Origin of the sequence: Nonomuraea sp. CA-143628 (genome assembly GCF_050942315.1) — a bacterium.
Taxonomy (GTDB): Bacteria; Actinomycetota; Actinomycetes; order Streptosporangiales; family Streptosporangiaceae; genus Nonomuraea.
This window is the reverse complement of record NZ_CP192072.1, coordinates 732,593-752,469: the sequence shown is the minus strand read 5'-3', so window position 1 is coordinate 752,469 and position 19,877 is coordinate 732,593. Positions and strand designations below refer to the sequence as shown.

Sequence of the window (19,877 nt, the reverse complement as noted above, 5' to 3'; positions counted from 1 at the left end):
GCGTGCCCAGGGTCGTCGAACACCACGGCGACCACCCGCGTATATGCGCCCTCAATGTTCCGCATGCGGGTGCTCTCTACGGTTGTGCGCCATGTCGAGTCATCCGATATCGCCGGAACATCCGTACATTCCCGTAGTTCCGGAGAACGACACTCCCGCGGAGCAGGAGAGCGGGAGCGGCGTCCTGGACATGCTCGAACGCATCGGTTCCGTCGTCGTACCGGTGGCGGTCGCGCTCTACGCGGTCCTCTACATCGGCGTCGAGCAGATGTACGCCGTCTTCGGCGTCAATCCGCAGCAGGTCGGCGTCGACCAGTCGGTCCTGCTCGGCCGGATGATGAGCACCCTGGTCCTTCTCTTACTGGTCGCCATCCCGCTGCTCGGCGTCCTCGTCGGCCTGGGCTGGCTGATCGACAAGATGACCGGCGGCCTGGCGAGCAGGCTCTTCCAGAGGATCAGGGAGCGGCCCTGGATCGTCGCCACGATCGCGGCGTTGTGGTGCGGGGCGACGTACTGGGGCGTCTTCAATCTCGTCGGCGACCTGGACCTGTTCGTCATGGTCGTCATCGCGGTGGGGCTGGGCGTGCTGGCCTTCCTGATCCCGTTCCGGCTGCTGCGGCGCAAGCCGGTCGGCCGCGCCGGAACGAAGGTGATCGCCGGTGGCCTGACCGGGATCGGGCTGGGTTTCCTGCTCATCCTGGCTCTCATCCAGGGCGCGATCGAGGTTCAGGAGACCGGGCAGGCCAACGACCTGCTGGGCTATGTCGGCTTCCAGGACCAGTGGACGGTGCTGAAGAGCGCCGAGGACGACAAGACGCTCTACGACGGCCGCTGGATGATGCTGCTCGGCGAGAGCGACGGCACGTACGTCCTGTACGACTGCGACAAGCTCGAGACCTTCCGACGGCCGATGGAGACCACCAACCTCAGCCGGATCCAGCTCGATCCCGAGCGCCACGACGGCTTCACCTGCGGCGACCTCGCAAAGCAGGACGCACCGCCGCAGAACGGTTAATAGCCGAGCTCCATCCGCTTACGCATTCTCGCGAAACACACATACAAGGAGAAGGACATGCTCTATTTCTTGATCGGCTGCGTGATCTCCGGGGCCATCGCCGGCGGCCTGGGCCGGCTCATCCTGCCCGGACGTCAGGAAATCGGCTGGTTCGCCACCATCGCCGCGGGTACCGTCGCCGCCGCCGTCGGCACCGGGATCGCCTACCTGCTCGGCTTCACCGACAAGGCTTGGCTGGTGCTCGTGGTGCAGCTCCTCCTGGCCGTCGGCTGCGTGGCCGTCGTCTCGAACATGTCCGGCAGCAAGAAGAGCAGGTCCTAAGGCACGGAGGCGGCCGTCGCCGGAGCTCGATGCTCCGGCGACGACCGGCCCGCGCCAGCATCACCCGGCTGTTGCCCCATTCCATTAGCGGAGAGCACTTTGTCAAAGATCCTTGTTGCCGCCACGCCCGTACACGGGCATGTGGCGCCCCTTCTCACCATCGCCGCCGATCTGGTCAGGCGTGGTCATGAGGTGACCGTACTCACCGGAGCGAGGTTCAAGGACCGGACGGAGGCCGTCGGCGCGTTCTTCACAGCGCTCCCCGAAGAGGCCGATTACGACGAACGGTACATGGACCAGGAGTTTCCCGAGCGGAACCTGTTTTCCCCCGGCCCGGCCCAGCTCGGATTCGACGTCAAGCACATCTTCGGTGACCCGATTCCGGCGCAATATGCGGCGCTGCGCAGTCTGCTGGCCGACTTCCCAGCCACAGCGGTGATCACCGACAACCTGTTCGTGGGGGCCCTGCCGCTCTCCATGGCGTCGGAGCCGGGCACCCGTCCGATCAGCGTGGCCGTGGGCATCTCACCGCCGTTTCCGGCGACCGGATGGATGCCGGAGCTGCACGAGGACGCGCAGCAGTACATGGAGAAGGTGTTCGAGTCGATCGGGGTCACCCTTCCTGGCTTCGTGCTCACCAGCCTGATGACCGCCCCTGACCACTTCCTGCAGCTGACCGTCCCGGGGTTCGAATTCCCTCGTGACGACCTGCCGAGCTCCTTCCGCTTCGTCGGCCCGCTACCGTCGCCGCCTGTCGGACCCTTCGAGCGGCCGTCGTGGTGGAAGGAGCTCTCGGACGGGCGCCCGGTCGTGGTGACCACCCAGGGGACGTTCGCGAACGTGAACCTGGAAGAGCTGGTGATCCCCACGGTGCGCGCCCTCGCCGACTCCGATGCCCTCGTCGTCGCGGCCACCGCGCGCCCAAGCGGCGCCGAGGAGGTACGGGCCATCATGGGAAACGTTCCGGACAACGCGCGGCTGGCCGACTTCATCCCCTTCGACCTGCTGCTGCCCCACGCCGACGTCCTGGTCACCAACGGCGGCTACGGCGGAGTGCACGCCGCCCTCCGGCACGCTGTCCCCCTCGTCGTCGCGGGCGCCACCGAGGACAAGCCGCTGATCGCCGCCCGGGTGGAGTGGAGCGGCACGGGCGTCGACCTGGGCACCGGACAACCCGACGCCGCCGCGGTCCGTACGGCCGTGGACGCGGTTCTCTCGACGCCCTCCTACCGCACCCGCGCACGGGAGCTCCGCGAGGAGTTCACCCGCTTCGACGCACTGGAGTCGATCTCCGAGCTGGTGGCTCCGCCTTCGTAGGCCGCGCGGCGATCGGGCGCTCCGCCAGGACGGCGCGTTCACCGCCCGGCGGCCGAACGCATTCTGAGCATCGCCGCCGACATGCGCGCCCACCTGGGCCAGGACAAGCTGTCCACCGATGACCTCTACGACCCGGACACCGGCCTGCCCGCCTGATCAGTGCACTACTTACCGGCGGCGTTCTGGCTCAGCCAGTCGCGGTAGCGGATTCGGCCGAGGCTGGCGCCGTCGGCGGGGACCAGCGTCCGCTCGCCCGGCTCGGTGCCGAAGTAGCGCGCGTGCGGGTCGGTGACCACCGTACGCGGGTCGCCCCAAGCGGCCAGGGCGTCGCGGAAGAACTCATCCATCCGCGACTGCTCCGGCCCGGCCACCTCGACCCGGCGGTTCAGCGGCGAGCCCACCGCGACCCGGCCGACCGCCTCGGCGACGTCTTCGCCCGCCATGGGCTGGAACAGCACGGGCGCGATCCGTACCTGGTCGCCGTCCGTGGCCTCGTCGGCGATGCCGCGGACGAACTCGAAGAACTGCGTCGCGTGCACGATCGAGAACGGGATCCCCGACTTCTCGATCAGCTGCTCCTGGGCGATCTTCGCGGCGAAGTAGCCGTTGTCCGGCATCCGCTCGGTGCCCACGACCGACAGCGCGACGTGGTGGTCGACCCCGGCCGCCGCCTCGGCGGCGAGCAGGTTGCGGGTGGAGGTCTCGAAGAACTCCATCACCGCGGCCCGCTCGAACGACGGCGAGTTCGACACGTCGATCACCACGGCCGCGTCGGTCAGCACCTCGTCCAGACCTTCGCCGGTGAGCGTGTTGACGCCGGTGTTCGGTGAGGCCGCCACCGCATCGTGGCCGTGTTCTCTCAGCTTCGTCACGAGCTTCGACCCGATCAGGCCGGTCCCGCCGATTACCACGATCTTCATGATGAGCCTTCCTGCCCGCCGGGGGCACCTGTGTGCCGGCCGGTCCGCGAGCTAAGACAGGGCAGCCTCTCGGCCTGTGACAGCCCCGGCGAATCTTTCCCAGGGCCCTCCTTCCCTGCGCTGTCTCTTCTCGCCCACGCCGACCGGCAAGGACTTCATTACCGTGGGGCGGTTCATCAGGCCAGGTGGAGCGGAGAGTACGGTCGGTGGAGACACATCCCGGTGCGAAAGGTCTCGGCGGGGGCGATGGGAGTGGCGGGCACCGAATCGGGCGATCCGGAGGAGCTTGAGCAGGCCGCGGTGGTCTTCGACGGCGTGCGGCCGCGCCTGTTCGGGATCGCGTACCGGATGCTGGGGAGCGCCACCGAGGCCGAGGACCTGGTGCAGGACGTCTGGCTGCGCTGGCAGGCGTACGACCGTGCCACGGTGGACAATCCGGCCGCGTTCCTGGCGACGATGATCACCCGGCTGGCCCTCAATGTCGCCCGGTCCGCGCGCGTCCGCCGGGAGACCTACGTCGGCCCGTGGCTGCCCGAACCCGTCGACACCAGTGCCGATCCGCACCTCGGCGCCGAGCGCGGTGAGGCTCTGGAGCTCGCGGTGCTGTTGCTCCTGGAGCGGCTCACGCCCACCGAACGGGCGGCATACGTGCTGCGCGAGGCCTTCGACTACCCCTACCGGCAGATCGCCGACATCATCCGGCTCAACGAGCCGGCCGTACGGCAGCTGGTCAGCAGGGCGCGCAAGCATGTGCTCGTCGAACGACGTACGCCTGTGGCCAAAGCCGAACAACGCAAGCTGCTGACGGCCTTCGTCGCCGCCGCCCGCGTCGGCGACCTGACGGCGCTGGAAGAGCTTTTGGCCCTGGACGTGATCAGCTACTCCGACGGCGGCGGAGCCCCGCGCGTCTCCCGCTTCCCCGTGGTGGGGGCGTCGCGGGTGGCGAAGTTCCACAGGGCGTTCGCGAGCCACTTCTGGGTCGGGGTCGAGGTGGCGTATACGAGCGCGAACGGGCAGAGCGCCGCGCTGCTGAGCCGCGACGGAGCGGTGTTCGCCGTCCTCACGGTCAACGCCTCGGAGCAGGGCATCGACCAGGTGCTGTGGATGATGAACCCGGCCAAGATCACCGCCGTGTCCGCCCCGCCGTAAGGGGACCGGTTCGCCCGGGCGGCGAACCGGTCGGCCGCTCGAGGACGGTTTCGGTCAGGGGATGATCACGTGGAAGCCGGTGTCGCGGGCGCCGGACGCGCTGCCGGTGCCGACGAAGATGTCGCGGGCGTCCCCGCAGACGATGTTGCCGTCGGGACGGACGAAGATGCTGGAGTCCCACGGCGAGCCCGTCCACTGGGTGGTGGCGACCGGGACGGTGTTGGCGGCGTTGATGTCGGCATCGAGCCGGATGCAGTACTGGCCGGTGGCGATCTTGCGGACCCCGGTGACGCCCTTGGAGCGGACGACGAAGCCGTTGGCGTTGACGATGGCGGCGGCGCGGACACCCGGACCGGAGGCACCGCCGAGATCGGCCAGTGCCGGGACGGCGAAGGCGCCGAGCGCACCGACACAGGAGGTCAGGGTCACGGCAACGGCCATAGCGGTCTTCTTGATGCGCGGCATGCTGGTTCTCTTTTCGAGAAAAGGGACTGACAGTACGGGCACAGGGCTGCTCATCAGGCCAGACGATGATCTTCCGCCCGATCCATAGCCAGCACTCACTGTAGTTTTTCGATACAGAGAGTGACGCTGCGACACGGTAAAGATGATCTCCTGGCCGTCACACGAGCGCCGCGCGTTGCGCCGGGCTCAGGCGGTCCGATCTGGTGGTGACGGTGTACGTGCCGGGCTCCGTGCGCAGCAACGTGAGCGGGTCGGCGATGACCGGGTGCTCCTCGATCGCGGCCAGGGCGTCGGCGACCCGGTCCGCAGGCAGTCCCAACGCCCTGACCAGTTCGTCCACGGTGAGCGGCCGAGCGGCGTGCACCAGCGCGGCGAGCACCGTCAGCGCATCGCCCCTGACGGTGTCGGTCAGGCGGCTGCCGCTCATCTCGCCACTGAGCCAGTCGAAGAACTGTCCCATCTGGCCCAGCCGGGTCCCGGCGGGCGAGCCGGCGCCGAAGAGGGCGACTCCGCGCTGCGCGGCCCGCGCGAGTTCGGCGTGCGCTCCGGTGTCGGTTCGCCACGCCCGGAGCCAGGTGTCGTCGTCGATGACGTAGCGTTCGCGGCGCCCGCCGGGATCCGGACCGCGCCCGACCAGGTCCATGGCCTCCAGGTAGCCGATGGCCTTGGACACCGACGCCGGGCTGACCTGCAGCAGGCGTACGAGCTCGGCGGCCGTGAGGCTCCCACCGTCGGAGGTGAGCAGGCAGACGAACACCCGGGCGGCCATCCGTGGCAGGCCGATCGCGGCCAGCAGGGCCGCGAACTGATCCACGAAGCCGCGCGCCGCCTCGGCCGGCAGCCCCTCGGGCGGCTCCGCCGCCTGGGCCGGTCTGGCCCGGCGGGCGCGCTGCACGGCGACCTGCTGGGCGCGGTCCGGCAGGTAGTCGCCGAACGTGCTGTTGCGCGCCACCTCGCGGCTGATCGTGGAGGTCGGCCTGCCGAGCCGCCTGGCGATCTCGGCGTAGCCCAGCCCTTCAGCCAGCCAGGTCGCGATCCGCCGACGATCCTGATGGGTCAGCCTGCCTCCGGGCATCGGCGCCTCTCCTGTCGTGAACGGTCCGCAGGGTCCAGTGTGCTTTCACCGACAGGACATTGCAACGACAGGCTGGGTGGTATTGCATTTCCCCACAAGGCTGTTGCAACGATTATCCACCATATGCGCAGGTCAATGCGATTACTGACTTCATCAAGCGTTGACCATAAATCGAATGCAACGTAGCCTTTGTTCATTCGGAAACATTCGGGAGAGGACACGAGCATGCATGTAATAGCGGTTTCCACGATCTCCGACGGGGACAGATTCTGGGGCTCACTGAAGAAGGCGCACGGCAAGCTGCCGAAGGGGGCGAAGTGGACCCTGGCGGTGTCGAGCACCGACGGGACCAAGGCGGTGAACGTCATCGTGCACGACTCGATCGACGGCGTTAAGGGCTTCTTCGAGGAGTACGCCGGCTCCTTCGCCACCACCGAATACTTCGAGGCCGACGCCGCCAACGCGGTCGGCCTCCCGAAGTAGGCCCCGATGGCGAAAGAGCTGGACATCACACGGATCAAGGCTCGGACGGCCGAGCTCCTCGCCGAATACCAGGTCCCGAGTGTCGCGATCGGCATTCTCCAGGACGGGGAGATCACCGACTTCGCCTTGGGCGTCAAGGAGTTGTCGGCGCGAGAACCCGCGACGACCGACACCATTTACCAGTGCGGTTCGCTGTCCAAGACATGGACCGCTCTCGCCTTCATGCGGCTCGTCGATGAGGGAAAAGTCGGCCTGGACGAGCCGGTGCGGACGTACCTTCCTGATTTCCGGGTCGCCGACCCGGAGGTGAGCGCCAAGGTCACGCCCCGCCACCTCCTGAACCACACGAACGGCATCGAGGAGGACTTCGGCGACCCCGGCGAGGACGACGACGTATATGAGCGCATGGTCGCGGACATCGCCGACGCGCCCCAGGTTCACCCCCTCGGATACACCCATGGCTACAGCGCGGCCCTGGGTTACGCGATCCTCGCCCGAATCATGGAGGTGATCGACGGGAAGAAGTGGGACGACATCATGCGGGATCGTCTCTTCGACCCTCTGGGATTGACCTCCACGACCAGCCGGCACGAGCAAGTGGACCCGAGCCGGGCCGCGACGAGCCACATCATCCGGTCCGTCGACGAGGGCCCCATCGTTTCACCGGTGGAGCATCTGCCGCGTTCCTACGGCCCCGGCGGGAACGTGAACTCGACAGCGCGGGAAGTGCTCACGATGGCGCACGTCTTCCTCAACGAGGGAAAGGCGCCGAACGGCACCCGCATCGCCGCACCCGGGATCATCCGCGAGATGATGGAATCTCGCGTCCCCATTCCCGACCCCTATATGTACGGCCCGGAGTGGGCCCTCGGGCTCATCGTGTGCGACTGGCACGGCGAGACCGTCTACGCCCACGACGGCAGCACCGTCGGCCAGAACGCCCGGCTGCGCATTCTCCCGGACTCGAATCTCGCCATTTCGATGCTGGCCAACGTGGGACCGCGAGACAGTTTCTACAAGAAGGTGTTCAACGTCATCCTGGCCGAGCTCGGCGCGGTCACGATCCCGGAGCTGCCGAAACCCGATCCCTCGCTGAACCTCGACCTGTCCAGGTACGAGGGCACGTACGGGCGGCTCGGCACCCACTACGAGGTCGCGGCCAAGGACGGAAAACTCTCGCTCACCTTCGCCCTGAACCCCATGCACGCGAGCTTCCTCGGCAAACCAGAACGCATCACGTACGAGCTGCTCCCGGTAAGTGACACGCACTTCTTGATGCCTTCCGACGATCCCCTGGAAGACACCCAGACCGTCGCGATCTACGACTTCAAGAACGGCGCCGCCCAGTATCTCCACACCAATTGCCGGGTGAATCCACGAGCCCGGCGATAGCGTCACATCTGCGCGGCCGCCTCGTCGAGGCGGATGAAGGTGGCGCCCGCGGCGGCGGCGCGGGCGCCGAGAACGTGCCCGTCGCACATCCTCGTCTCCGTCCCGGCCCGGTCGATCACCTTCCACGTCCTTGGCTCCCGGCACGGCTGGCCGAGCAGGTCGCCGGTCCAGGAGCGACGGCACACCCGGCACGTGGAGACGCCCCCGCTGGCGGACAGGGTGTTGCCGTGCTCGGGGCAGACGCCCCACGGCAGGCCGCACGGCTGGTCCTGGAGCCTGGCCAGGTCCGCGGCCGCCTGCTGGAGATCCTCGGCGCCTCGGGCCAGCTGGTCCGCGGCCTGCCACGCGCCGGCCAGGTGCTCGCGTTCCGGTGATCCGTTCAGGGCGGTGCCGCAGAGCGCGCGTACCTCCGCGGTGAGCGCCTCGGCGCGACTCGCGAGGGCGCGCAGCTGCGCCGGAGTGACGGTCATGATGGCTCCCATCTCCGCCAGGACCGACGCGGTCGGCCGTGAAGTGGCTGCTGTCCTGGACCCTACGTCGCGCCGGCCGCCGACGGGGCCGCCGATCTCGGACGGGGTCAGGAAGTCTCGGGTGGGTCAGTCGGGCTCGGGCGGGGTCAGGAAGTCCTGGAGTTCGCGGTGCCGGAATTGGTACGTGGCGCCGCTGACGCGCAGCAGCCGTGCCTCGCAGGCCCAGTCGAGGAAGGTCCACAGCCGTAACGGAAGCACCCCGCGCGCGGCCGCGATGATCAACCCGATCATGGTGCGGGACCAGGCGACCGCGCCGAAGGCGAGGCCGAAGGTCACCCCGCCGATGAGCGCGCAGGCCAGTGACTGCACGACGCCCTGGTTCATGACGAACACCAGGAAGGCCGCGACACCTCCGGTGAGCCCGAAGGCCACTCCGATCATCGGGTTGCGGTGCAGGGCCTCTCGCGGGTGGGCCAGCTCCGCGTCCTCGCTCCAGCCACCAGTGGTGATCTTGAAGAGCACCCCGAGCGCGAAGGCTAGAGCGAAGGCCCCGATGATCTCCGCGGTCAGTGCCACCGGACCGGCGCCGGCCAGGCGCAGCGGCGGCAGGCCGGTCAGAGCGCCGCACAGTCCGAAGCCCAGCAGGGTGACCGGCTCGGCGCGGATCGCCTCGGATATGGTCATGCGCTCGCCCTGCCGGGCGGCGGCGGTCAATCCGATGACCGCGCCGAACACCGCGCCCCCGGCCGCCCCCGCCGCGATGGCGAAGACGGGGCCGAAGACCCTGCCTTCGGTCAGCACGAGCCCGGTCAGGCCGCAGAGCGCACCGACCGGGCCGCCCGCCAGGGCGCCGAACAGGCCGCCGATCACCCGTCGCCGCCGGGGGACGTTGGCCCGCCCACCGGCGGCGGTCGGCCACTGCGACATCGACAGGCCGGTGGCGATGACCACCCAGCCCGCCATGAGCGACAAGGTGAGCCCCTCTCCGAGCCAGTCGCGCGGGTCACCGGGCCGGTCGACCGCCGACCCCGCCCAGAACGCCAGCATGGCGACGACGGCGAAGATCACACAGCACAGGCAGTGCACCGCCCGTACCCGGCGCTGGCCGCCGATCGGCCACAGCAGGTGCGGAACGAGGTCGATCGGCGTCATGCCGGGCGGCGGCCGATCCTTCTCGGTGGTTCGGGCGGCCTGCCACCGCAGGTGGGCGGCCAGGTTCTCCAGCCAGGACCGCACCTGTTCAGGACGGTAGGGAGTGCCGTGGGCGGCGCGTGGCGCCAATGCGGTCGCCGCCGGGACGTACGCGCCGAGCAGCCTGCGGGCGATCCGCGCGGCCGCCGAACGCGTGTCGGGGTCCTGGTCGACGCGGAGCAGTTCGTCCGGATCGGCGCCGGACTCCACCGCGGTCACGGTCAGCAGCAGGCGCCACGGCGTGGCCAGGGCGGCGTGCACGGCCCTCCCGGATGGTCCGGACAGCGCGGCGTGCAGGCCGTCGCGGTGGATGTCGCAGGGATGGCCGTCGGGCCAGCGGGTGCGCAGGTAGGCGTTGATCTGCTCGATGGTCAGGTCGTACAGATGGATCCGGGTGGCGTTGTCGAGCCCGGCGCGGACCAGGGACAGCTCGGTGTGGCGGGCGGCCCGGCAGGTCACGACGACCGCGCCCGGCCGCCGGCCGGAGAGGTCGCTGTAGCGGTTGAGCTCGGTCAGCAGGCCGATCGCCCGGCGTGGCGGTCCCATGGACGGCTCGGGGTCCAGCTCGTCGAGCCCGTCCAGCACCGGCAGCACCTGGCGGTCGCGTACCAGCCGCTCCGCGTCCTTGGCCGTGAGTCCGAAGTCGTGCGCCAGTTGTTCGGCCAGCCATGGTTCGAACGGGCTGCCCAAGGTCCATCGGGCGGCGTCCAGGCGTACCGGGACCATCTGTGGGTGGCCGGGGAGTTCGCCGCCGGTCAGGAAGGGCTCCAGCAGTTGCAGCACCAACTCTATGGCGAGCACCGTCTTGCCCGCTCCCGACTCGCCCACGATCAGCAGGCGCCGCGGGTTCAGGTCGGTGAAGAAGCGGCCGATCGACCGCGGGCCATCCTTCATCTCGCCGCCGGCGTCGTCCAGGTGGATCGGGTCCTCGTACGGTCCGAAGGAGACCGGTGCGATGGTGTAACCGCCGAGCAGCCCCTTACGTGCCCTGTCCTCCTCCCGGGCCACTCGCCGCGCCAGGAGCTCGGCGGCGTGGTCGCGCCCGGGACGGTCGGTCGTCTCCGCGTCGGTCGCCGCGATCTGGACGCCGCCCACCGAGACCGCCGCGACCGCCTCCGCCGCGACCATCGCGAACGCCTCCGCCGCCATCGCCTCCGCCGCGACCGCCGCGGACACCTCCGCCGCCATCGCCTCCGCCGGGTCCACCGCCTGCGGCTCGATCGTCGGCGACGTCCGCCGCTCCATATCCGAGGCGGGCGGTGTACGAGGGACCGGCCCGGCCAAGGAGGTCCTGGCCACCCGCCAGCGTTCGAGCTCGCCGGGGATCAGCTCGGCCGGATAGTCGCAGTAACGGAAGCAGGCGGTGACGAACGCCTTCACGAAGTCCCACCGCGGCAGCCTGTCGGTCTGCCGGAGCACATGCGAGGTCGTGCTCTTGGGCAACGCGTCGATCGTGGTTCCGTCCGAGGTCACCGTCTGGCCGCCGAGAGAGCGCAGCCTGCTCAGCGACGGCTCGCCCGCCCACCGTTTGAGCCGGGCCAGCGACCGGACGAAGTCCGCGGCGCTGCCGGCCTCGGTGGGATCAGGTGGACGGGGGTGGTCGGCGGCCATCAGTGCTTCGTCCTCACCAGCGACCACTCGAACCTCGCGCTGCCGCGCCGGGGCCATCGGCCGTCCACATAGGTGCCCGCCAACGTCTGGACATGTCGTGACTCCATCAGGAAGTCGCGCGCCTCGTCGGACTCCACCAGCTCCCGGCCGACCGCGATGGGCACGAACCCGTGCCGGGGGATGTAGACCCATCGGCCGCGGTCCCAGTCATAGGGATCGAACCAGTGATGGCGGACCGTGCCCGACATCCGCACCTCCAGCCCGGCCCGGGTCAGGACGAACGAGCCCTGCGAGCGCAGCAGGCTCATCCGGCTGACGTAGAAGAGCTCCGTGCCGATGAACGCGTTGATCCGGGCGTCCCAGTAGTCGTGCAGCCAGGTCGACGCGCCGTCGCGCAACACTTTCGCCTCTCGTACGAGCTGCCGCTCGAACCGGTTCTGGTTCTTGCGCTCGGCCTTCTTGATCACTTTGAACGAGCGCAGCCAGCGCAGCGACATCGTCCTGGAGGCACCGGCGCCGTCCATGAAGTGTTCCAGGAAGTCGGAGGCCATCGGGTGGAAGTCCCGGCCTTCTGTGACGATCGAGCGGAACAACGCGGCCAGTTCCGGGACGGGCTTGCCCGTCCGTCGCCGGAAGCCTCGCAGGAACATGCTCGCTCTCTCTCCGTGGTGGATTCCAGTGGGATTCCCCTGGGTCATGGACACGTCTGCCGGTACGCCTCCCCCCGTACGTAGCTCGCCCATTCGTCGCTGGTGAGGGTGCGGCCCGCGTTGGCGCACGCCGCGGCCACCGGGTCGGCGGGCAGGCGGACATTCCACAGCCGCGCGGTCCCGTCACCGGCCACCGTGGCGATGGTCGTCCCGTCCCGGCTGTAGGCGATCGAGGTCACGCCGCGGGTGTGGCCGGTCAACGGGGTGCTGAGCTGCCGGTGGCTCCGTACGTCCCACAGCCGCACCACGTCGGCGGAGCCGGTGGCGAGGATCTGTCCGTCCGGGCTGAATGCGAACGTGTTGATCGCGCCGTCCTCGGCGATCAGGGCGATGCCGAGTGTGCGGTGCCGCGCCACGTCCCAGAACCGGACGCTGGAGTCGGCGGCCGTGAGTGCCAGCGTCCGCCCGTCGGGGCTGAACGCCAGGTCGTTGACGAACCCGCCGTTGGCCGCGGGCGGCGAGCCCGCGATCTGGCGGCGGGTGGCCACGTCGAAGAGCCGTACCTGGTTGTCGAAGCCCGTGGTCGCCAGGGTCGAGCCGTCGGGAGTGATCGCCATCGCCGTGATGACGTCGGTGTGGTCGGGGACGCTGATGCGCGGCCCACTCTCCCGGCGGCTCGCGACGTCCCAGAACGCGACGGCCTTGTCCTGCTGAACGGCGACGTACCTGCCGTCCGGGCTGAGCCTGGCCACGCCCTTGAGCGTCGCCTCATGGGCGATCTCGCGGCGGCTCGCGACGTCCCAGAGCCGCAGGCCGTCCGAGCTGGACGTCAGGAGCGTCCGCCCGTCGCGGGTGAATTCGATCATGGACACGGAACGGCGCGCGCCCTGGGGGCGCAGCGGCGGGCCGAGACGACGCTGGGTGGCCACGTCCCACAGCTGGATCGCGGGGTCCATCTCGTCGGCCACGCCGGTGGCCAGGATCCGTCCGTCGGGGCTCAGCGCGACGGCCGCCTGAGCGGGGATCGAGGTCCCGACCTGCAGGTGGATCTGGGGGTCGGCCAGCCGTATCACGGCGTCGTCGCCGGCGGCGGCGAGCATCTTCCCGTCCGGGCTGAACGCCACGCGCTGGACACCGCTGCCATTGTCGGCGAGCGCGGTCAGCTGCTGGCGGCTGGCCCTGTCCCACAGGACGGTACGGCCGGTGGCTCCGGCGGTGGCGATCCGGGTGCCGTCCGGGCTGAAGGCGATCGCGTTGAAACCGGTATTACGGTCCCTGAGCGCACCCGTCTGCTTCCGTGTGGCCATGTTCCACAGCCGGGCGGTATGGTCCCAGCTCACGGTCGCGAGGGTAGTGCCGTCCGGGCTGACGGTGAGATTCATGACGTTCTCGGTGTGCCCGGCGAGCGGGCCGCCGATCCGGCGGGACATGGCGGTGTCCCAGAGCTGCGCGGTCATCCTGCTCGCGACGGCCAGGGTCTTTCCGTCCGGGCTGAACGCCACCGCCCTGACGATGGACGCGAGGTCCGGTCCGTTGTCGGCGCGGCCCATGGGCGTCCCGTACGGACGGTGCGTGGTCGCGTCCCACTGCCGGACGACGCCTCTGAAGTCGCCGGTCACGAGGGTCTTCCCGTCCGGGTTGTACGCGAGCGCCGACACGACCTCCTCGTGATCCAGCGGGGCGCCCAGGTCGCGACGGGTGGCCACGTCGTAGAACCGGACGGTGTCGAGACATGCCGTGGCCAGCGTACGCCCATCGGGGCTCAGGGCCAGCTTGACGGCTGAGCACTCGTACTTCGGCCGGGTGATCGGGGCGCCGAGCTGCCGCCGCCTCGCCACGTCCCAGAACCGCGCGGTACCGTCGTCGCTTCCGGTCACGATGAACGAGCCGTCGGGGCTGAACGCCAGGTCCGTGACGCCTCTCGTGTGCCCGGTGAGGGTCCCCCGGCCGGTACGCGTCGCCGCGACCAGCACGCGGTTGCGGGCCTCGTCGGTGTCGGCGATCCGCCACGCCGCCACGGCCAGCAGCGAGGACAGGGGGACGTCGCCGGTGATCTCGCTCTGCGCCGCTATCTGCCGGGAGAGCGCCACCCCGCGTTGCACCTCGGCCTCGTTCGCGGCGTTGACGGCGGCGCCGGCCGCGATGAGAGCGAGGGCCGACAGCACCGCGAGACCGGCCATGACCAACCGGCGACGGCGGCCGGTACGTCGTGCCGCCCGCGTCGATGCCGCGACGAAGCCCTCGGCGGCCGGGCCGGGTGGCGGAAAGCTGTCAGGGTCGCGGTCCCAGCGGTGCCGGCTGTCCTGAACCGCCAGCAGCCGGGCGCCCCGGTAGAGGAAGGCGGGGTCGCGGTGGTGCTCGCGCCATTGGGCGGCGTCGTCGATGAGGCTGTCGTACACCGTCTGCGCGGTGAAGTCGGGTTCGAGCCACTGGCGCAGGGTCGGCCAGGCGATCAGGAGCGCGTCATGGGCGATCTCGACGGCGTCCTCGTACAGGGTGAGCAGGCGCTGGTCGGCGAACGCGGACAGCAGCGCCGTCACCTGGCCGCGCCGATCCGCCGACAGCGCCGACGCGGCGGCGTGGATCTCGGTCAGCGTCGCCCTGCGCCGGGCCACCCGCCCGCCCGCGGTGATCAGTGTCATGCGCCGGAAGAGTCTGAGGGCGGTCTTGCGGTCCTCCGCCGACAGCCGGTCGAGGATCTCGTCGGCCGTGCGCTGTACGGAATCGCGGACCCTGCCGGACTCCTCGTACCCCCGGACGGTCAGCCGACCGTGCTCACGTCTCTCCCAGGTGTTGCGCAGCGCCTGCGAGAGCAGGGGCAGGGCACCGGCCTCGTAGCCGTCCCCGGCGGCCTGGTCGACGCGTAACTCGCCGAGGATGGTCTCCACCAGACCGGGCTCGATCTCCAGGCCCACGGCGGCCGCGGGACCGGTGATGGCCAGCCGGAGGTCCGACTCCGACATCGGCTCGACGATGACCTGGCCGTCCTGGATGGCCTCGGCCAACTGCGGATAGGCCGCGCAGCGGTCCCAGTAGTCCGCGCGGACACCGACGATCACTCCGGCGCCCCGTGGGCCTTCGGCCAGGGCGTGCAGCGCGCTGACGAACGCCTGGCGCTCCTGCTCGTCGCTCACCAGAGTGAACAGTTCCTCGAACTGATCGACCACCAGGATGAGACGGCCGTCCGCCGGGAGAGGCGCCATCCGTCCTGGATCGTCGCGCAGCTGCTCGTACACCGTTTCGATGTGCTCGCCGAACGCCTTCGCCCACTCTTCGGCCAGCGCCAGCAGCGGCGTCGAGGTCGGTGTGATGAGCAGGCGCGGCCAATGCCGCGAGCCCGGCAGCATCTCCTGGGCCAGCGCCGGCAGCAGCCCCGCCCGCAACAGCGACGACTTGCCCACACCCGAGGCACCCGAGACCAGCAGGACGGTCCCGTGCCCGTCCAGGCGCGCGCCCAGGCGGTCGACGAGGCTGTGCGTGGCCCGCGCGCGGCCGAAGAAGAACTCGGTCTTCTCCCTCTCGAACGGCACAAGTCCTTGGTAGGGGCATACCTCGCCCCCGTCGTCGGACGGTGACAGCACCTGGGCTTGGCGGTTGCCGCCCTCGTCCCCGTCGCTCATGGCCTTCATTCTGGCTAATTGCGGCGATGCTCATCAATTGCATTCAAACCAGTCGCGGCCGAGCCAGAGAGATAACCGCAGGTCGCGATCGTCTCATCCGTCTCAAGGCCGTCCGATTCCGTCCGCTTTCGTCCAACAGTGGCGGGAACAGCTGGAAAGCGCTTTCGATGTACTTGGGGATCTCGCCGACCAGGGCGGCGAGAGAAAACGGGGCGGCTCCCTGGATTGGAGCACAAATCGATGAACGGCAATCACGTTCGGTTGACCACTTCCCTACCGACGGAAGTCATACGGTGTCCCGAGGCCGAGTTGTCTTTGGGGGCGCTGCTGCGCCGATGGCGGGGGCGGGCGCTGCTGACCCAGGAGCAGCTGGCCCAACGCACCGGCCTCAACGTCCGGACCGTCCGCCGGCTGGAGCACAACGTGCTCCAGCAGCCGCGCATCACCTCGATCCTGCTGCTGGCGGAGGCGTTGGAGCTGGACAGCGAGGAGCGCGCGATGCTGGCCGTCGTCGCTCGCGGCCCGTCGGCTTCCCCTGAACGCGTTGATCCGGAAGAGACCTGCCCAGCACCGGTGACCGTTCCACGGCAACTACCGGCCGATATTGCGGCGTTTGTTGGCCGAAAGCATGAATTGACGGCTTTGTCGGATTATCAGAATGCGAACACGGCGACGGTCATCGCCATTGACGGCATGGCCGGAGTCGGAAAGACGGCGCTGGCCGTTCATGCCGCCCACCTGCTCAGCTCTCGCTTTCCCAACGGCCAGCTGTTCGTGAACCTCCACGGCCATACCCGGGAAATGACACCCGTCGATCCGCGTGACGCGCTCGCCCGCATGCTCCGCGCGCTTGGCATCCCCGATGACCGCATACCTGGGCATATCGATGATCGCGCGGCGCTGTATCGCAGTGTCGTGGCCGACCGCGAAGTCCTGATCGTGCTGGACAACGCCGCCGACGAGGACCAGGTCCGCCCGCTGCTGCCCGCCGGACCGGGCTGCCTGCTGATCGTCACCAGCCGCCGCCGGCTGATCGGCCTGGACGACACGCGAACCTTGTCGTTGGACGTCCTGCCGCTGGAGGAGGCGGTCGCCCTGTTCACCCGCATGGTCGGGCGGGAGCATGTCGCGGACGCGCCGGCGGGCGTGCTGACGGAGACCGTGGAGCGGTGTGGGCGGCTCCCGCTCGCCATCCGCATCGCCGCCGTCCGGCTACGGGCACGTCCGACGTGGAGCGTGCGGCATCTGCTCGACCGGTTGACCGACGACCGGCTGTCCGAGCTGACGACCGGGCGCCACAGCGTCACCGCCGCCCTGGATCTGTCCTATCAGCGGCTCACGGAGGATCAGCGACGCGTGTACCGAGTGCTGGGGTCGCAGGCCGGCACCGAGTTCGGCGTCGACGAGGCCGCGGCCGTGCAGCACACGACAGTGGTGCGGGCGAGGCGGCAGCTGGACCAGCTGCTGGACGTCCACCTCCTGCAAGAGCCCGCACCCTGCCGGTACCGCTTCCATGATCTGGTGCGCGACCACATCTCGGCCCTGCTTCGCCGAACGCCGTGTGAGGCCGCGCGGGCCAATACCGCCTGACTACTCGACGGCGCCCGAGCGGGTGAGGAGGCCCTGGTACCAGGTGTCGTACGGGTGGTTGGACGCCGGATAGTTGGCCAGTGGGTCGGTGGCGTCGTCTTCGGAGTCGAAGTCCCAGCCGCGTACGAGCCGTCCCGCCTGCCGGGCCGCGGTGATGAACGAGGGCTCACCGGCGGTCGCCGCGTAGAACAGCGCGCCCTGCTGGAGCTCCGCGCTGTCGCCCTTCTGGAACTCGTCGAAGGCGGTCTGCTGGTAGCGGATGCGCTCGCCGGCGACCCTGTCGGTGTCCAGGCGCAGGGTCTGGGCCGGGGTCGGGCCGTCGGCGCCGGTCCACACGTGCACGCGCGACGAGCCGCTGGTCGAGGTGGTCGCGTCGTAGCGGGCGTCGGAGGTCTTGGCGTTGCCGCTCCAGGAGACCGTCGCGGTGGAGGCGTTGAGCACGCCGTCCCAGTCCCAGTTCTGGCTGTTGCTCTGGCTGCGGTGGATCTCGCGCAGCTGGGTGCCCGCCGCGTCGGTGAACCTGACCGTCGGCAGGACGCCGTTGTCGTACTGGTGGCTGGCCGACCAGGTGATCTCGCCGTCGGCGCCGAGGCGGCCGACGCGGTACCAGAGGGTGGTCGCGGTCTGGGACTGGTGGACCTCGACCAGGTCGCCGTTGTCGTTCAGCGCGACGGACGGGGTGACGCCGTTGTCGTACTTGCCGTGGCGTAACCAGGTCACGCGGCCGTCGGCGCCGTACGTGCCGCTCCAATACCAGAGCGCGCCCGCGCCCGAGTCGTGCACCTCGACGACCTGGCCGCGGCCGTTGATCGCGACGGCCGGGTGGTAGCCGACGTCGCGTTTGTACTGGGCGCGGGTCGTGCCGTCACCGGAGATCACGGGGAGCACCCGGCCGCGCAGCGCGTCCACCGACGGCGGGCTCGCCGGGTAGTCCTTGGCCCAGAACAGCCGCGAGCCGAAGACGGAGGTGAGCTCCTGGTTGAGCGCGGCCAGGTTGCCGGCGGCGTACGAGGTGTTGTCGGTCAGATCGTCCTTGATGTCGAGCGCGACGACGATCGGTGCGGCGGTGGGATGCTGCGCGGACCAGGTGTTGATCACGCCGAGCCAGTCGCGCAGGAGGTTCGAGGCGGGATTTCCCGTGTGGTCGACCTGGTTGCCGGGAGAGTCGTGGCCGACGGAGTAGTCGCGTGAGGTGGCGTAACCGTTGTCGTGGATGTCGAGTTCGAGGAAGCGAATGCCGTGGTCGAGTTGGTAGGCGATCGAGTTCTTGGCGCCGCTGACGTTTCCGGAGTAGCTGTTGTGCGTGGCGCGGAAGATCGCCGAGGGTAACGGCACATCCGCGGCCGCCTCGGCGTTTCCGCTGATCAGCAAGGCGGAAGTGGCGACGGCGAGCGCGGAGAGAACGGCTTTTGAAGGGGCCATTCCCCGATCTTCACACCGCCGATGATCCCCGACAATACGCTCGCGGACGCTCGCTGGACTCATTCACCGGCTCTTAATCCGATATATCCGCTCTTGTCGGGGTAGGCGGACGAATGTCGCAGGAGAGGACAGGAGTCGCGAATGAGCACATTGGTGGGAAACTGGAAGATGGCGATCACCGACGGCTGCGTTCGGGGCGACCGGCTCTGCCTGTTCAACGTCAGCCCCAAGAACGCCCACGTCGAGCTCACGTTCTGCGCGACGGGCGAGGAGCCGCTCGGCCCGTACCGCGCGACGGTGCCCGCGCAGCGCACCAGCGACCTGAGCCTGGAGGACCTGGCGGTTTCCGATGCCCTGTCCCCCAGCACTCCCTACGCGGTGGCGGTCGTCTCGGACATGCCGGTGATCGTGCAACTCACCCATCCCGGCGTACCTGACCGACGCCGATCAGCGGCCTGACGGTGGTTCGGCACTGACGTCCCCGGCGCCGGAGAAGATCTGCCGGTAATGTTCGGCCGCCTGGGTCATGTCGTTGCTGAGGACCTGGAAGAACCGGCTTGCCATCAGGAGCCGGGAGCCGGCCGGGGTCTGGACGCCGAGAACGTCGACGCCCTCCTGGACGGTGTCGGCCCACAGCGTCATCGACCGGATGCCCACCAACCAGGCCCGATACCAGACGTCGACGTCGATGCTGTACCGGTCCCGCCGGTTGTCACGCTCGCGTTTGACCAGCCCCACCTGCTCAAGCCAGCCGATCCCCTTGGAGATCGACGCGGGGCTGACCCGGAGCCGCTCCACCAGGTCGACGACGGTCATGTCGCCGCTGTCGCTGGTGAACAGGCAGACCATCACCTTGGCCGCCATCGGCGGGATCCCTGACATCGCGCCGGCGAGTTTCCGCTCGAATTCCTGTACGGCCTGAGGGTCACGCCCGCTGATCTCCGCGGTGGCCGGTGTGCTCAGCGGCGAGTGCGGCCGGCGGTGGGCCCGCCGTCCGGTCGCCTGCTGGGCCCGAGCCGCACGGTAGCCGTGCGGGCCTCCGTTGCGGGCGATCTCGCGGCCGATGGTCGACCTCGGTCGTCCCAGGCGACGGGCGATCTCCGCATAGGTGAGTCCTTCTACCAGCCCCTCAGCGATCTTGCGACGGTCCTCGTACGTGAGGTGGCCTCCTGGCATGCGCCCTCCC

Annotated in this window: 17 protein-coding genes; 8 read left to right on the top strand and 9 right to left on the bottom strand. The window is 69.4% G+C overall.

What is annotated here, in order from left to right; all coding sequences use genetic code 11:
- Window positions 1-91: 91 nt before the first annotated feature.
- The 3 genes from ACQP2T_RS03620 to ACQP2T_RS03610 all read left to right on the top strand — a co-directional run bounded on the left by ACQP2T_RS03620 (window position 92) and on the right by ACQP2T_RS03610 (window position 2,653).
- Window positions 92-1,015: a hypothetical protein gene (locus tag ACQP2T_RS03620; protein WP_433514772.1), complete on the top strand. Its 924-nt coding sequence runs from the start codon at window positions 92-94 to the stop codon at window positions 1,013-1,015.
- Window positions 1,016-1,072: 57 nt separating this feature from the next.
- Window positions 1,073-1,336, top strand: coding sequence for a GlsB/YeaQ/YmgE family stress response membrane protein (locus tag ACQP2T_RS03615; RefSeq protein ID WP_433514771.1), 264 nt, complete (start codon window positions 1,073-1,075; stop codon window positions 1,334-1,336).
- 99 nt (window positions 1,337-1,435) lie between these two features.
- Window positions 1,436-2,653, top strand: a complete 1,218-nt coding sequence (locus ACQP2T_RS03610) for a glycosyltransferase (protein WP_433514770.1) — start codon at window positions 1,436-1,438, stop codon at window positions 2,651-2,653.
- A 164-nt stretch (window positions 2,654-2,817) separates the two neighbouring features.
- Here the strand turns inward: ACQP2T_RS03610 and ACQP2T_RS03605 are convergent, their stop codons facing one another.
- Complete coding sequence (locus ACQP2T_RS03605) at window positions 2,818-3,573, bottom strand: SDR family oxidoreductase (protein WP_433514769.1); 756 nt, start codon at window positions 3,571-3,573, stop codon at window positions 2,818-2,820.
- Between the two features lie 222 nt (window positions 3,574-3,795).
- Between ACQP2T_RS03605 and ACQP2T_RS03600 the strand changes: the two genes are divergently transcribed.
- Window positions 3,796-4,722, top strand: a complete 927-nt coding sequence (locus ACQP2T_RS03600; RefSeq protein WP_433514768.1) for an RNA polymerase sigma-70 factor — start codon at window positions 3,796-3,798, stop codon at window positions 4,720-4,722.
- 54 nt (window positions 4,723-4,776) lie between these two features.
- Here ACQP2T_RS03600 and ACQP2T_RS03595 read toward each other — a convergent pair whose 3' ends face one another.
- Both ACQP2T_RS03595 and ACQP2T_RS03590 read right to left on the bottom strand, forming a co-directional pair.
- A complete protein-coding gene (locus ACQP2T_RS03595; RefSeq protein WP_433514767.1) occupies window positions 4,777-5,187 on the bottom strand; it encodes a hypothetical protein in 411 nt (136 codons plus the stop codon).
- Window positions 5,188-5,344: 157 nt separating this feature from the next.
- Window positions 5,345-6,262: a MarR family transcriptional regulator gene (locus ACQP2T_RS03590; RefSeq protein ID WP_433514766.1), complete on the bottom strand. Its 918-nt coding sequence runs from the start codon at window positions 6,260-6,262 to the stop codon at window positions 5,345-5,347.
- 225 nt (window positions 6,263-6,487) lie between these two features.
- Here ACQP2T_RS03590 and ACQP2T_RS03585 point away from each other — a divergent pair, with 225 nt between their 5' ends.
- A complete protein-coding gene (locus ACQP2T_RS03585) occupies window positions 6,488-6,745 on the top strand; it encodes a hypothetical protein (RefSeq protein ID WP_433514765.1) in 258 nt (85 codons plus the stop codon).
- Between the two features lie 6 nt (window positions 6,746-6,751).
- Window positions 6,752-8,137 carry a serine hydrolase domain-containing protein gene (locus tag ACQP2T_RS03580; RefSeq protein WP_433514764.1) on the top strand — a complete coding sequence of 462 codons (1,386 nt, stop codon included), beginning with the start codon at window positions 6,752-6,754 and terminating at the stop codon, window positions 8,135-8,137.
- A 2-nt stretch (window positions 8,138-8,139) separates the two neighbouring features.
- Here ACQP2T_RS03580 and ACQP2T_RS03575 read toward each other — a convergent pair whose 3' ends face one another.
- The 4 genes from ACQP2T_RS03575 to ACQP2T_RS03560 form a co-directional block, all read right to left on the bottom strand.
- Window positions 8,140-8,607, bottom strand: a complete 468-nt coding sequence (locus ACQP2T_RS03575) for a hypothetical protein (protein ID WP_433514763.1) — start codon at window positions 8,605-8,607, stop codon at window positions 8,140-8,142.
- Window positions 8,608-8,733: 126 nt separating this feature from the next.
- Window positions 8,734-11,409: an NACHT domain-containing protein gene (locus ACQP2T_RS03570; protein WP_433514762.1), complete on the bottom strand. Its 2,676-nt coding sequence runs from the start codon at window positions 11,407-11,409 to the stop codon at window positions 8,734-8,736.
- Entirely contained in the window at window positions 11,409-12,059 is a 651-nt protein-coding gene (locus tag ACQP2T_RS03565; RefSeq protein WP_433514761.1) for a hypothetical protein, read from the bottom strand. Before ACQP2T_RS03565 ends, ACQP2T_RS03570 begins: the two co-directional genes overlap by 1 nt.
- Window positions 12,060-12,103: 44 nt before the next feature.
- On the bottom strand, window positions 12,104-15,679 hold the full coding sequence (locus ACQP2T_RS03560; protein ID WP_433514760.1) for a hypothetical protein: 3,576 nt from the start codon (window positions 15,677-15,679) through the stop codon (window positions 12,104-12,106).
- A gap of 240 nt (window positions 15,680-15,919) precedes the next feature.
- On the opposite strand from ACQP2T_RS03560, the gene ACQP2T_RS03555 reads away from it, so the two are divergent.
- Window positions 15,920-17,269: an ATP-binding protein gene (locus ACQP2T_RS03555; protein ID WP_433514759.1), complete on the top strand. Its 1,350-nt coding sequence runs from the start codon at window positions 15,920-15,922 to the stop codon at window positions 17,267-17,269.
- Here the strand turns inward: ACQP2T_RS03555 and ACQP2T_RS03550 are convergent, their stop codons facing one another.
- Window positions 17,270-18,691 carry a hypothetical protein gene (locus ACQP2T_RS03550; protein WP_433514758.1) on the bottom strand — a complete coding sequence of 474 codons (1,422 nt, stop codon included), beginning with the start codon at window positions 18,689-18,691 and terminating at the stop codon, window positions 17,270-17,272.
- A gap of 141 nt (window positions 18,692-18,832) precedes the next feature.
- Here ACQP2T_RS03550 and ACQP2T_RS03545 point away from each other — a divergent pair, with 141 nt between their 5' ends.
- Window positions 18,833-19,150, top strand: coding sequence for a sensory rhodopsin transducer (locus tag ACQP2T_RS03545; protein WP_433514757.1), 318 nt, complete (start codon window positions 18,833-18,835; stop codon window positions 19,148-19,150).
- Here the strand turns inward: ACQP2T_RS03545 and ACQP2T_RS03540 are convergent.
- Entirely contained in the window at window positions 19,139-19,867 is a 729-nt protein-coding gene (locus tag ACQP2T_RS03540) for a helix-turn-helix domain-containing protein (protein ID WP_433514756.1), read from the bottom strand. The genes ACQP2T_RS03545 and ACQP2T_RS03540 overlap by 12 nt on opposite strands.
- Between the last annotated feature and the right edge of the window lie 10 nt (window positions 19,868-19,877).